Genomic DNA, 12,881 nt, shown 5'->3' on the forward strand with positions numbered 1-12,881 from the left:
AGCGCTTCGCGTGAACTACACGGGAGTAGTTCGCCGGACGGCTCGGCGACATGACGTGACCGGGCACTCGCGGCGCGCTCGGAGGGGGGTCAGGCGTCGCGCCAGGCCTCGAGGTCGTTGCCCTTGTCCAGCTCCGCGTCGACCAGGTCCTCCCAGGCCAGCGCGAGGTCCTCGCCGTGCTCCTCCACCAAGGCGGTGAGGTGGGACTGCATCAGGTGGGCGTGCGGGGAGCGGCCCTCGAAGACCGACTCCCACGAGTCCTCGCCGGCGCCGCGACGGTCGGCTCGAGCCGGCCCACCCGGCGATGTCCCCGGGGATGACGACGGGGCGCGGCGGACAGGGCTCGGCGCGGGGCGGCAGCCGCACCGGGGCCACCTCGCGGACCGGGGCCGTGCGGCCGGGTGCCGCCGGGTCGCGGTCCGTCACGCTGACCGAGACCGACGCCGAGCGCGAGGAACGACTGGTCCGGGAGAGGTCGGAGGCCAAGGCGGCCAAGAAGCTCGTCGTCCAGGAGCGGCAGGCCGCGCGCGCCGCACGTCGTGCCGAGCGGCGGCGGTCCCCGGAGGCCGACGAGCCGGACGAGGCCACCGACTGACCGACGGCTCGGTGCGGCTGCCTGGGCCGGTAGATTGACGCCCGTGCCCGAGACCCAGCAGGCCTTCCCCGACATCAGCACACGTAGCAGCACCCTCGACACCGTCGCCGTCGCGTCCGGCGACCCGGGGCGCGACCAGCCGTGGGCGGACCTCGGACTGAAGTCCGACGAGTACGCCCGGATCCGCGAGATCCTCGGCCGCCGCCCCACGAGCAGCGAGCTGGCGATGTACTCGGTCATGTGGAGCGAGCACTGCTCCTACAAGTCGTCCAAGGTGCACCTCAAGCAGTTCTCCGAGATCCCGCAGGAGACCCCCGTCGGCAAGATGCTCGCCGGCATCGGCGAGAACGCCGGCGTCCTCGACATCGGCCAGGGCTACGCGGTCACGTTCAAGGTTGAGTCGCACAACCACCCGTCGTACGTCGAGCCCTACCAGGGCGCCGCAACCGGTGTCGGCGGCATCGTCCGCGACATCCTCGCCATGGGTGCCCGCCCCGTCGCGGTGATGGACCCCCTGCGCTTCGGCCCGCTCGACGCACCCGACACCCACCGGGTACTGCCCGGCATCGTGGCCGGCGTCGGCGGCTACGGCAACTGCCTCGGCCTGCCCAACATCGGCGGCGAGGCGGTCTTCGACAGCAGCTACCTCGGCAACCCGCTGGTGAACGCGCTGTGCGTGGGCGTGCTGCGGCACGAGGACCTGCACCTCGCCAAGGCGTCCGGCGTCGGCAACCAGGTCATCCTGTACGGCGCCCGCACCGGCGGGGACGGCATCGGCGGCGTCTCGGTGCTGGCCTCGGAGACCTTCGACGCGGACGGGCCCGCCAAGCGCCCCAGCGTCCAGGTCGGCGACCCGTTCATGGAGAAGCTGCTCATCGAGTGCACCCTGGAGATCTTCGCCGCGGGTCTCGTCGCGGGCATCCAGGACCTCGGCGGCGCGGGGCTCTCCTGCGCGACGTCCGAGCTGGCCAGCGCCGGTGACGGCGGCATGCAGGTCGAGCTCGACCGGGTGCCGCTGCGCGACTCCACGCTCGCGCCCGAGGAGATCCTCATGAGCGAGTCGCAGGAGCGGATGATGGCTGTCGTCGAACCCGGCGACGTCGACGCCTTCATGGCGATCTGCGCCAAGTGGGACGTGGAGGCCGTCGTCGTCGGCGAGGTGACCGACACCGGCCGCCTCCAGATCGACTGGCACGGCGAGCGCGTCGTCGACGTACCCCCGCGGTCGGTCGCGCACGACGGACCCACCTACGAGCGGCCCTACGCGCGCCCGTCGTGGCAGGACGCCCTCCAGGCCGACGGCGCCGAGGCGCTGGCCCGGCCGGAGTCGGGCGACGACCTGCGCGCGACCCTGCTGCGCCTGGTCGCCAGCCCCAACCTCTGCGACAAGTCGTGGATCACCGACCAGTACGACCGCTACGTGCGCGGCAACACCGTGCTCGCCCAGCCGCACGACAGCGGCATGGTGCGCGTCGACCCCGAGACCAACCTCGGCGTCTCGGTCGCGACCGACTGCAACGGCCGCTTCGCCAAGCTCGACCCCTACGCCGGCGCCCAGCTGGCGCTGGCCGAGTCCTACCGCAACGTGGCCACCGGCGGCGCCCGGCCGCTGGCGATCTCCGACTGCCTCAACTTCGGCTCCCCGGAGGACCCCGACGTGATGTGGCAGTTCGCCGAGGCCTGCCGCGGGCTCAAGGACGGCTGCCTCGAGCTGGGCATCCCGGTCACGGGCGGCAACGTGAGTCTCTACAACCAGACCGGCGAGACCGCGATCCTCCCGACGCCGGTGGTTGCCGTGCTCGGGGTGATCGACGACGTCACCAAGCGCACGTCGAGCCACTTCGGTGCCGCGGGCGAGCGCGTCTTCCTGCTCGGCGAGACCCGCGAGGAGCTCTCCGGCTCGGAGTGGGCGCACGTCGTGCACGAGCACCTCGGCGGCCTCCCGCCGCGGGTCGACCTGGCCGCCGAGCAGGCCCTCGGCAACCTGCTCGCCGACGCGTCGCGCGATACAGTTGTCACCAGTGCCCATGACCTGTCCGACGGTGGACTGGCGCAGGCCCTGGCGGAGGCCTCCTTCCGCAACGGGATCGGGGTCTCGGTGTCGCTGGCCGGCGTGGCCGGCGGGGACGGCTTCGTCGCCCTCTTCTCCGAGTCCGCTGCACGCGCCATCGTGACGGTGACCACCGACAACGCCGACCGCCTCGTCGCGCTGGCCGAGCACCACGGCGTACCTCTCACGCCCCTCGGGCAGACCGGTGGCGACGCGCTCTCGGTCGAGGGGCACTTCGAGGTGCCCGTCGCGGAGCTCCGCGACGCCTGGAGCGCGACGCTGCCGGCCGCCCTGGCCTGAACCGACCGCGCACCCGACTCACGCGACCGGGACGACCGGCGCGGGCTCGCGCGCGGCGAGCTCCGCCTGCCACACGGCCGGGCGGGGCACCGAGCGCACGCTCCGGCTCAGGGTCGGCACGAGCGCGACCACCCCGCAGGCGGCGATGAGCGCCGTGACGGCACCGCTGCCACCGAGCGTCGAGAGCAGCAGCCCGGCGAGCACGGGGGCCAGCGGCATCACGGACATCGACACGAAGCTCATCGTCGCCTGCGAGCGTCCGAGCAGCTCCCGGGGCGTGACGGCGACCCGGTAGGCGCCGATCCCCGCGTTGCCGGCCGGGTTGAGGAAGATCCCCACGGACAGCGCGAGCGCCACCACCGCCGGGTGGTTCCAGAAGACGAGCGGGACCATGAGCGGCACGAAGCTCCATGCCACCAGCACCGTCAGCCGACCGGTGGCGCAGCGCTCGATCAGCCACGGCGCCACGAGGGCGCCCAGGATCCCGAACGCGCCGGCCGCGGTCTCGACCAGCCCGAGGGCCAAGGGATCGACGCCCGACTCGATGAGCCGCAGCACGGCCACGAAGAAGACCGCGTTGATGGTCAGGTTGGCCAGCGGCGACCAGCACAGCAGGGTCCGCAGCAGCGGCTCGGAGAGCAGGAAGCGGATCCCCTCGGCGAGGTCCTGCACCGGCCGCTTGGCGGGGCCGGTGCGTGGGGGCGCGGACAGGTCGGTGCGGATCCGTCCCAGCAGCAGCCAGCTCGCGGCGTACGTCAGGGCGTCGAAGCAGAACGGCGCCCACCGGGTCACGGCATACAGCGCCGCCCCCAGCGGGCCGCCGACCAGGCCGGCGACGTGCTGGCGTGCCTGCTGCTGGGACAGCGCCGTGGGCAGGTCCTCGTCCGGTACGACGGCCCRCACGGCCGACATCTCGGCCGGCGCGAACAGCCCTGCGCACGCTCCGGTGAGGAGGGCGACGACGAGCAGGTGCGGGACCGTGAGCGCGCCGGCCACGCCGGCGACGACGAGCGAGGCGTGGAGCAGCACGCCCGCGCCGCTGGCCGTGCGCATCAGGCGCAGCCGGTGCACCCGGTCGGCCATCACCCCGGCCGGCAGCAGCATCGCGACCATCCCGAGCAGGTGCAGCGCCTCGGCCGCCGCGGCCAGGAGCGCCGAGCCGGTGAGCGCGTAGGTGATTAGCGGGAACACGAACATGCTCACCCGGCTGCCGAGCTCGCTGAGCGTCTGGCCGACCCACAGGGCGGTGAAGTCGTGGTTGCGGGCGAGGTGCCGATAGCCGGTCATATCCGCACCATAAGGTGCGCAAGAACTGTTGCGCAATAGTACGTGCGCAAATCGGCTAGGGTGGTGGCATGGCCGAACCGCAGCGTGTCGACGACCCGCGGGTGCTGCGCGCGCTCGCCCACCCCGTCCGGACGCGGATCCTCGACGAGATCGAGGCCTCCGGCCCCGTGCGGGCCGCCGACGTGGCCCGCGAGCTGGGCATCCCGGCCAACCAGGCGAGCTTCCACCTGCGCCAGCTCGCGAAGTACGGCCTGGTCGAGGAGGCGCCCGAGGAGGGGCGCGACAAGCGCGACCGGGTGTGGCGGGCCGCGTCGCGCTCGGCGATGGCGGTCAACCTGACCGAGCTCGAGGGGGCGCCCGGTGGCAAGGCGGCGGTCCGGGTGTTCCGCGACAACAAGCAGGCGTGGGGCCATCACGTCGTCGACCGGGCCTTCGCCACCGACCACCCGAAGGGGAGCGGGATGTTCACCGCCTCCGACCACGCCCTCAAGCTCACCGACGAGGAGGCCCACCAGCTCCGCGAGGAGCTCGACGACCTCGTGGAGGCCTGGGCGGAGCGGACCCGCGGGCGCGACCCCGACCGGCGGACCTATCTCGTGTTCCAGCTGGTCCAGCCCTATCCCGAGGCCTGAGGGGTGGCCCGGTCGGTACGCCGCCGCACCCTGCTCGTCACGGTCGCGCTGGCGCCCCTGACGACCGCGTGTGCCACCGACGGCGACCTCCGCGAGGATGGCACCCGAGCCGCCGACCGCGGCACCGGCGAGAAGCAGGAGAAGTCGATGACCGAGCGCCTCACCTACGGCGAGGATCCTTCCCAGTGGGCGGACCTGCGACGCCCCGAGGGGACGAGCCGAGGCGTGGTGGTGGTCCTCCACGGCGGCTTCTGGAAGGCCGAGTACGACGCGTCGCTGGGCGAACCGCTCGCCGCCGACCTCACCGGGCAGGGCTGGACCACGCTCAACGTGGAGTACCGCCGGGTCGGCAACGGCGGTGGCTTCCCGGAGACCTTCGACGACGTGCACGCCGCGATCGAGGCGCTCGCCGGCACCGACGTCGACACCTCGACCCTCGTCGCCCTGGGCCACTCGGCCGGCGGCCACCTGGCCACCTGGGCGGCCGCCCGGGACCGGTTCGAGCCGTGGCCGACACGGGTCCCCGTGACGCACGTCGTGTCGCAGGCGGGCGTCGTCGACCTCACCGCCGCCTACGACCAGCAGCTGGGCGACGGTGCGGTCGAGGCCCTCATGGGGAGCGCGCCCGACGACCTCGACTACGAGCTGGCCGACCCGATGCGCCACGTCCCCCTCGACGTGCCCGCCTGGATGGTGCACGCCGCCGACGACCCGATCGTGCCGATGAGCCAGTCGCAGGACTACGTCGCCGCGGCCCGCCGGGCCGGGGCCCAGGCGGAGCTGGTCGAGGTCGAGGGCGGCCACTTCGGCGTCATCGACGTCGAGGCGCCGGCGTGGGCCGACATCGTGGCCGTGCTGGACGACATCGCCTGAGGCTCGCCGCCAGGCGGGGGGATAACCTCCCCCCGTGCCCGCCCGCCTCCGAGTCGCCGATCCCGCTGCGGTCGCCGCCGCCCTGGCGTCGCGGTCCGCGGCCGACGATCGCCTGCTCGTCAAGCACTTCCTCGCCGTGCTCGCCGAGCGTGCTCCCGGCAACTCCGTCGAGGTCCGGGTGCCGCCCGTCGCCGCCGCCCAGGTCATCCCCGGGGTCCGGCACACGCGCGGCACGCCGCCGGCCGTCGTCGAGACCGACCCCGAGACCTGGATCGCAGTCGCCAGTGGCGAGCTCGCCTGGCACGAGGCGATCGCCCGCGGACGGGTCATCGCCAGCGGCGAGCGGACCGACCTCACGCCGTACCTCCCCCTCACCACGACTGCCACCACGACTGCCACGACGAACGAGGACTGAATGGACATCCGCTCCCTCGGCTTCCGCACCGACCTGCGCCTGCTGGAGATGACCGGCAGCGAGATCGAGGACCGCGGCACCCACCTGGTCATCCGCACGCCCGAGAACCCGACGTACTTCTGGGGAAACTTCCTGCTGCTGCGCGGGCTGCCCGTCCCCGGCGGCGAGCGCGAGGTGATCGGTGCGTTCCACACCGAGTTCCCACTCGCCGAGCACGTCTCGATCGGCGTCGACGGAGCCGAGGACCTCACCGAGGCGCTCGAGCCGTTCGCCAAGGCCGGCATGGAGGTCGACGTCGGCACCGTGCTCACGACCGGCGCGCTCGTGGCGCCGCGCCCGGTCGCCGAGGAGGTCGAGGTCCGACCCCTCGAGAGCGACGACGACTGGGAGGGACGGGCACGGCTCAGCCACCACCTGTGGTCCYAGACCGACGAGGCGACCTTCATGACCTACGCGCGCCGCAAGTGCGCGCAGGAGCGGGGGCTCGTCGCGCGCGGCCTCGGCCGGCGGTACGGCGCCTTCGTCGACGGCGAGCTGGTCAGCACGGCCGGCATCTTCGTCACCCACGCCGGCATCGCGCGCTACCAGAGCGTCGAGACCCACCCCGACCACCGGCGCCAGGGTCTGGCCGCCGCGGTCGTGCACGCGGCCGGGGAGCACGCGCTCGCGACGTACCGCATCGAGGTGCTGGTGATCGCCGCCGACACCGACGGCGACGCGATCCGGATCTACCGCAGCCTCGGCTTCACCGACGTCGAGCGGCACAACACGCTGGAGCGGCGACCGGGCACCTGGGCCTGACCCTTGCGGGGAGGGTGCCCCCCACTAGGGTGCGAGTCATGACGATCGACATCCGCGCCCGCCTCGCCGAGGTGCTCCCCGGCATCCACCAGGACCTCGAGGACCTGGTCCGCATCCAGTCCGTCAGCGCCGACCCGGCGCGTGCCGGAGAGGTCGAGCGCAGCGCCGAGGCGACGCGCGACCTGTTCGCCGCCGAGGGTTTCGACGCCGAGATCGTCCGGGCCCACGACGGCGCCCCGCCGGCCGTGATCGCCAAGAAGACCGGCCCCGAGGGTGCGCCCACGGTCCTGCTCTACGCCCACCACGACGTCCAGCCGGAGAACGACCACGCCGACTGGGACTCCCCGCCGTGGGAGCCCACAGCCAGGGAGGACGGGCGGGGCGACCTCCGGCTCTATGCGCGAGGTGCCGCCGACGACAAGGCCGGCATCGCCGCCCACCTCGGCGCCGTCCGCATCTTCGGCGACGAGCTCCCGGTCAACCTGGTGATGTTCATCGAGGGCGAGGAGGAGGTCGGCTCCGACACCCTCGTCGCGCTCCTCGAGGCCCACAAGGAGCGGCTGTCCGCCGACGTCATCGTCATCGCCGACTCCGGCAACTGGGACATCGGGGAACCCGCTCTCACCACCAGCCTGCGCGGCCTGGTCCGGATGGACGTCGAGGTCCGCACGCTGACCCACGCCGTCCACTCCGGCATGTGGGGCGGCCTCGTGCCCGACTCGATCATGGCCCTGAGCCGGCTCATCGCCAGCCTCAACGACGACGCCGGCAACGTGGCCGTCGAGGGGCTCTTCTCCGGCCCCGCCGCCGACGTGGAGTACCCCGAGGCCCGGCTCCGCGCCGAGTCCGGCGCGGCCCCCGGCATCGAGTGGATCGGCGAGGGCAGCGTCGTCGAGCGACTCTGGACCAAGCCGTCGGTCAGCATCACCGGCTTCGACGCCCCCAAGGTCGAGGGCGCCTCCAACACCCTCGTCCCGGCGGCCCGCTGCCGCATCAGCATGCGCATCGCTCCCGGCGACAACACCGAGAACGCGGTCGAGTGCCTCCAGCGCCACCTGGAGGCGCACGTGCCGTGGGGCGCCACCCTGAAGACGACGGTCGTCGACACCGGTGAGGCCACCCAGATCGACGCCACCGGTCCGGCGTACGACGCCGCCCGCAACGCCTTCGCGGAGGCCTGGGACGGCACCGAGCCGGTCGACATGGGCGTGGGCGGCTCGATCCCCTTCATCGCCGAGTTCCTCGAGGCGTTCCCGCAGGCCAGCGTGCTCGTGACCGGCGTCGAGGACCCCGACACGCGGGCCCACGGCGCCAACGAGGGGCTCCACCTCGCCGAGTTCGAGAAGGTCGTGCTCGCCGAGGCGTTCCTGCTGCGCAACCTCGGGGCCTGAAGCGCCACCGGAACGCGCGCCAACCTCGCCCTTGGAAAGTGACAGTGCTGCTGTCATAGTGGGCTGCGGTCCTGGGAGGGACCTCCGCCCCGGGAGGCTGCCGGGGCTGCACCGGATCGGGTGATCCCCCGCGATGAACGCACCACACCCCGCCCCCACGACCACGCCCACCACGCTGCCGCTCGACCGTCGTCGCTTCCTCGGCTACGTCCTGGCCGGTACGACGCTGGTCGCGGCCGCCGACCTCGGCCTCCTGGACGCGCCGCCGGCCTCCGCCGAGATCCCGACGCCGCCCCAGGTCCCCGAGCTCTACGACCTCAACGACCTGCTCACCGACGCGGCGCGACCGACGGCGAACCTCATCACCGTGGTGATCCGCGAGGACGGCACCGCGACCTTCGCGCTGCCGCGCATGGAGGTCGGACAGGGCATCACCACCTCGACGGCGATGCTGATCGCCGAGGAGCTCGACCTGCCGCTCGACAAGGTCGAGGTCACCCTCGCGCCCGCCCGTCCCGAGCTGGTCTTCAACCAGCTGACCGGTGGCTCCAACACCACCATCTCGACGTACACCCCGATCCGCGTCGCGGCCGCGGTGGCCCGCGCCGCGCTCCTCGACGCGGCGGCGATCGTCCTGGGCGACGCCGTCGCCGGCCTGGTGGCCAAGGGCGGCGTCATCACCGCCCCCGACGGCTCGTCCGTGACGTACGCCGAGCTGGCGTCGCGCGCGGCCAGCCCCACCACCCGCGCAATCGAGGTCCAGCTCAAGGGTGAGGCCGACTTCTCGATCGTCGGCACGCCCACCAACCGGGTCGACGCGCTGGCGGCGGTGACCGGGCAGAAGGACTTCACCACCGACATCCAGGTCAAGGGCGCCCTCCCGACGATGGTCTGCCGGGCGCCCACGCTCAACGGCACCCCCGTGCGGGTGCGCAACAAGGGCAAGGTCACGCGGATGCCCGGGGTCACCCACGTCGAGCAGGTGAGCTTCGGCGTCGCCGTGCGGGCGAAGACCTTCGGACAGTGCATCGACGCGGTGCGGGCGCTCGACGTGCAGTGGGCCGACGGCCCGGTGGCCGGCGAGAGCGACGCGACCGTCCTGCGCAGGCTGCGGTCCGCCCAGCTGCCGATGCCGGCGCTGCCCGGCAACCCGCTCGCCCAGACGGTCGGTGGGGACTTCACGTTCTACTTCCGCAGCAACTCCGCGATGGACACCAACTCGGCGATCGCCGACGTGCGCTCCGACCGGGCCACCATCTGGGCGGGGCTCAAGTCGCCGGTGGTGGCACAGGAGCAGATCGCCGAAAGGCTGGGGATGCGCGTCGACCAGGTGACGGTCAACGTGGTCACCGCCGGCGGCTCGTTCGGGCGCAGGCTGTTCTTCGACGGCGCCCTCGAGGCCGCCGAGATCTCCCAGGCGATGGGCAGGCCGGTCAAGCTGATGTGGCACCGCGCCGACGACGCGCGGGTCGGTCGGGGGCACCCGATGGGCACCTGCCGGGTCCAGGCCACCGTCGTGGGCCAGGAGGTGCTCGCGTTCAACCAGTCGCTGACCTGCGTGGAGACCGACTTCCGCCACGGGCTCGGCGAGATCATCACCGCCAAGGCCGCCGACCTGCCGGCCGGCCTGGGGAACCTCGGCTTCGCCGAGACGATCTTCGCGCTGACCCAGGAGGTGCCCTACGACTTCGGCGCGGTCACCCAGACGCTCGTGGAGACCGACGACCGCTTCAACACCGGGTCCATGCGCAACATCTACTCGCCCGACGTCCGCGTCGCCAGCGAGCTCGTCGTCGACCAGCTCGCGGCGAAGATGGGCCTCGACCCCTACGCGTTCCGCCGCAAGTTCCAGCGCAACGAGCGCCTGCTCGCCGTGCTCGACAAGGTCGCCGAGGTGGGCGAGTGGGGCAAGCAGATGCCGGCCGGAACCGCCCAGGGCATCGCGATCCACAAGGAGTACAAGGGCGTGTCGGCGTGCCTGGTCGAGATCGACTGCCGCCCCGGCACGACGGGCCGCACGATCCGCGAGGCGGTCACCGGGCCCCGGGTCACCAGGGTGACGTACGCCGTCGACGTCGGTCTCGCGATCAACCCGCGCGGCCTCGAGGCCCAGATGCAGGGCGGCATCAACGACGGCATCGCCCTCGCCCTGACGTCGAGCCTGCACCTGCGCGACGGGCACTTCCTCGAGGCCAGCTGGGACAACTACTTCTACACGCGGCAGTGGAACACCCCGCCGGCCGTCGAGGTGATCGTGATGCCCTCGACCGAGAAGCAGCCGGGTGGCGCGGGCGAGGCGGGTGTCGCGGCGACGTTCGCGGCGGTGGCCTGCGCCTACGCGCGTGCGACGGGCACCGTCCCGACGTACTTCCCGATCAACCACAAGGACCTCTCCTTCACCCCCAAGCCCTTCGTCCCACCGATCCCGCAGTCGCCCACCAACGGCCTCGACCTGACCTCCTGAGGAGACCCCCATGCCTCGCCAGACCTTCATCCTCAACGGCAAGACCGTGACCGTGGACGTCGCCGACGACGTCCGTCTCCTCTGGGTGCTGCGGGACCGCCTCGGCGTGACCGGCCCGAAGTACGGCTGTGGCATCAACGTGTGCAAGGCCTGCACGTCGCACATCAACGGCAAGGCCTTCAACCCCTGCGCGGTGCCGGTCGGCAGGCTCAAGGCCGACGACGAGATCACCACGATCGAGGGGCTCCCGAAGCAGGTCGCGAAGAAGAAGCGCGGCGACCACGGCCTGCACCCCATGCAGGAGGCGTGGCTGGACCGCGACGTCGTGCAGTGCGGCTACTGCCAGCCGGGCCAGATCATGGCCGCCGTGGCCCTGGCCAGGAAGGTGCGCGCGGAGGGCCGCGAGATCACCGAGGCCGACCTCGACGGMATCCGCAACATCTGTCGGTGCGGCACCTACACCCGGATCCGCGAGGCCATCGTGGACGGGGCGGAACGGATGTGAGCCCGCGGCCCGTAGAATCGCCGCGTGCCCACGCCGACGAGCAAGCGCAAGGGCGGTGACGGCCGTCTGACGGCTGCCATCGACCCCCACGACCAGGGCCCCCAGGACGCCTGTGGTGTCTTCGGGGTCTGGGCCCCGGGGGAGGACGTCGCCAAGCTCACCTACTTCGGGCTCTACGCGCTCCAGCACCGCGGCCAGGAGTCGGCCGGCATCGCGGTGAGCAACGGCCGYCAGATCCTCGTCTACAAGGACATGGGCCTGGTGTCGCAGGTCTTCGACGAGTCGACGCTGGAGTCCCTCAAGGGCCACGTCGCCGTCGGGCACTCGCGCTACTCCACGACGGGCGCGAGCACCTGGCACAACGCGCAGCCGACGTTCCACCCCACCGCGACCGGCTCGATCGCGCTGGCCCACAACGGCAACCTGATCAACACCCCCGAGCTGGCCGCGATGGTCGTCGGGGCCGAGGGCGTCGAGCACCTGGACCTCCAGATGCGGATGCCGCCCGCGTCGACCAACGACACCTCCGTCGTCACCCAGCTCCTCGCCCACCACCCCGGCCAGACGGTGGAGGAGCGGGCCGCCGACCTGCTGCCGCAGATCAAGGGCGCCTACTCCTTCGTCTGGATGGACGAGCACACGCTGTACGCCGCCCGCGACCCGCAGGGGATCCGCCCGCTGGTCCTCGGCCGCCTGGAGCGCGGCTGGGTGATCGCGTCGGAGACCGCCGCCCTCGACATCGTGGGTGCCTCGTTCATCCGCGAGATCGAGCCCGGCGAGATGGTCGCGGTCGACGAGGACGGGTTGCGCACCCAGCAGTTCGCCGAGCCGGCGCCCAAGCACTGCCTCTTCGAGTTCGTCTACCTCGCCCGCCCCGACACCGTCATCACCGGCCAGCGGGTGCACAGCGTGCGCGTCGAGATCGGTCGTCGGCTCGCGAAGGCCTTCCCGGCCGACGCGGACCTGGTCATCCCGGTCCCCGAGTCCGGCACCCCGTCGGCCATCGGGTACGCCGAGGAGTCGGGCATCCCCTACGGCATGGGCCTGGTCAAGAACTCCTACGTCGGGCGCACCTTCATCCAACCCAGCCAGACCATCCGCCAGCTCGGCATCCGGCTCAAGCTCAACCCGTTGCGCGACGTCATCGAGGGCAAGCGCCTCGTGGTCGTCGACGACTCGATCGTGCGCGGCAACACCCAGCGGGCGCTCGTGCGGATGCTGCGCGAGGCCGGCGCCCGCGAGGTGCACGTGCGGATCAGCTCGCCGCCGGTCAAGTGGCCCTGCTTCTACGGCATCGACTTCGCGACCCGCGCCGAGCTCATCGCCAACGGCCTGACGTCCGACGAGATCTGCCGCTCGATCGACGCCGACTCGCTCGGCTACATCGACCTCGAGGACCTCGTCGAGGCCACCTCGGTGCCGATGGACGACCTGTGCCGCGCCTGTTTCGACGGGGTCTACCCGATCCCGCTGCCCGAGCCCGAGCGGCTCGGCAAGGGCATCCTCGAGCCGGCCTCCGACCGGGTCGCGCTGCCCGTGCTCAACAACCCCTGACCACTCGCCGTACC

General features: G+C 72.4%; 12 protein-coding genes. 10 read left to right on the forward strand and 2 right to left on the reverse strand.

Features of this window, described 5'->3' with window-relative positions; translation table 11 throughout:
* Window positions 1-89: 89 nt before the first annotated feature.
* Window positions 90-212 (reverse strand): hypothetical protein, encoded by a 123-nt coding sequence (locus AC1DQF_RS02940; protein ID WP_477523714.1) that lies wholly within the window; start codon window positions 210-212, stop codon window positions 90-92.
* Window positions 213-316: 104 nt separating this feature from the next.
* Here AC1DQF_RS02940 and AC1DQF_RS02945 point away from each other — a divergent pair, with 104 nt between their 5' ends.
* The gene (locus AC1DQF_RS02945) at window positions 317-595 is read left to right on the forward strand and encodes a hypothetical protein (RefSeq protein ID WP_477523715.1); all 279 of its coding nucleotides are present in this window, start codon (window positions 317-319) and stop codon (window positions 593-595) included.
* A gap of 43 nt (window positions 596-638) precedes the next feature.
* A complete protein-coding gene (gene purL / locus AC1DQF_RS02950; RefSeq protein ID WP_477523716.1) occupies window positions 639-2,945 on the forward strand; it encodes a phosphoribosylformylglycinamidine synthase subunit PurL in 2,307 nt (768 codons plus the stop codon).
* Window positions 2,946-2,963: 18 nt separating this feature from the next.
* On the opposite strand, the gene AC1DQF_RS02955 is transcribed toward purL, so the two are convergent.
* On the reverse strand, window positions 2,964-4,232 hold the full coding sequence (locus tag AC1DQF_RS02955; RefSeq protein ID WP_477523717.1) for an MFS transporter: 1,269 nt from the start codon (window positions 4,230-4,232) through the stop codon (window positions 2,964-2,966).
* A gap of 68 nt (window positions 4,233-4,300) precedes the next feature.
* On the opposite strand from AC1DQF_RS02955, the gene AC1DQF_RS02960 reads away from it, so the two are divergent.
* The 8 genes from AC1DQF_RS02960 to purF all read left to right on the forward strand — a co-directional run bounded on the left by AC1DQF_RS02960 (window position 4,301) and on the right by purF (window position 12,867).
* A complete protein-coding gene (locus AC1DQF_RS02960) occupies window positions 4,301-4,864 on the forward strand; it encodes a winged helix-turn-helix domain-containing protein (RefSeq protein ID WP_477523718.1) in 564 nt (187 codons plus the stop codon).
* A gap of 3 nt (window positions 4,865-4,867) precedes the next feature.
* Entirely contained in the window at window positions 4,868-5,737 is an 870-nt protein-coding gene (locus AC1DQF_RS02965; protein ID WP_477523719.1) for an alpha/beta hydrolase family protein, read from the forward strand.
* A 34-nt stretch (window positions 5,738-5,771) separates the two neighbouring features.
* On the forward strand, window positions 5,772-6,152 hold the full coding sequence (locus AC1DQF_RS02970) for a sterol carrier family protein (RefSeq protein WP_477523720.1): 381 nt from the start codon (window positions 5,772-5,774) through the stop codon (window positions 6,150-6,152).
* Entirely contained in the window at window positions 6,153-6,953 is an 801-nt protein-coding gene (locus AC1DQF_RS02975; RefSeq protein WP_477523721.1) for a GNAT family N-acetyltransferase, read from the forward strand. It begins immediately after the preceding gene.
* Between the two features lie 38 nt (window positions 6,954-6,991).
* Window positions 6,992-8,344 (forward strand): M20/M25/M40 family metallo-hydrolase, encoded by a 1,353-nt coding sequence (locus tag AC1DQF_RS02980; protein ID WP_477523722.1) that lies wholly within the window; start codon window positions 6,992-6,994, stop codon window positions 8,342-8,344.
* Window positions 8,345-8,477: 133 nt separating this feature from the next.
* Entirely contained in the window at window positions 8,478-10,808 is a 2,331-nt protein-coding gene (locus AC1DQF_RS02985; RefSeq protein ID WP_477523723.1) for a molybdopterin cofactor-binding domain-containing protein, read from the forward strand.
* Window positions 10,809-10,818: 10 nt separating this feature from the next.
* The gene (locus AC1DQF_RS02990) at window positions 10,819-11,313 is read left to right on the forward strand and encodes a (2Fe-2S)-binding protein (protein WP_477523724.1); all 495 of its coding nucleotides are present in this window, start codon (window positions 10,819-10,821) and stop codon (window positions 11,311-11,313) included.
* Between the two features lie 24 nt (window positions 11,314-11,337).
* A complete protein-coding gene (gene purF, locus AC1DQF_RS02995; RefSeq protein WP_477523725.1) occupies window positions 11,338-12,867 on the forward strand; it encodes an amidophosphoribosyltransferase in 1,530 nt (509 codons plus the stop codon).
* Window positions 12,868-12,881 lie beyond the last annotated feature (14 nt).

The organism is Nocardioides sp. P4_G4 (genome assembly GCF_056401085.1).

Excerpts from the sequence above, each read along its gene's own strand:
- AC1DQF_RS02940 (WP_477523714.1), bottom strand. The coding sequence starts at position 212 with ATGCAGTCCCACCTCACCGCCTTGGTGGAGGAGCACGGCGAGGACCTC.
- AC1DQF_RS02985 (WP_477523723.1), top strand. The coding sequence starts at position 8,478 with ATGAACGCACCACACCCCGCCCCCACGACCACGCCCACCACGCTGCCG.
- AC1DQF_RS02945 (WP_477523715.1), top strand. The coding sequence starts at position 317 with ATGACGACGGGGCGCGGCGGACAGGGCTCGGCGCGGGGCGGCAGCCGC.
- AC1DQF_RS02960 (WP_477523718.1), top strand. The coding sequence starts at position 4,301 with ATGGCCGAACCGCAGCGTGTCGACGACCCGCGGGTGCTGCGCGCGCTC.
- AC1DQF_RS02980 (WP_477523722.1), top strand. The coding sequence starts at position 6,992 with ATGACGATCGACATCCGCGCCCGCCTCGCCGAGGTGCTCCCCGGCATC.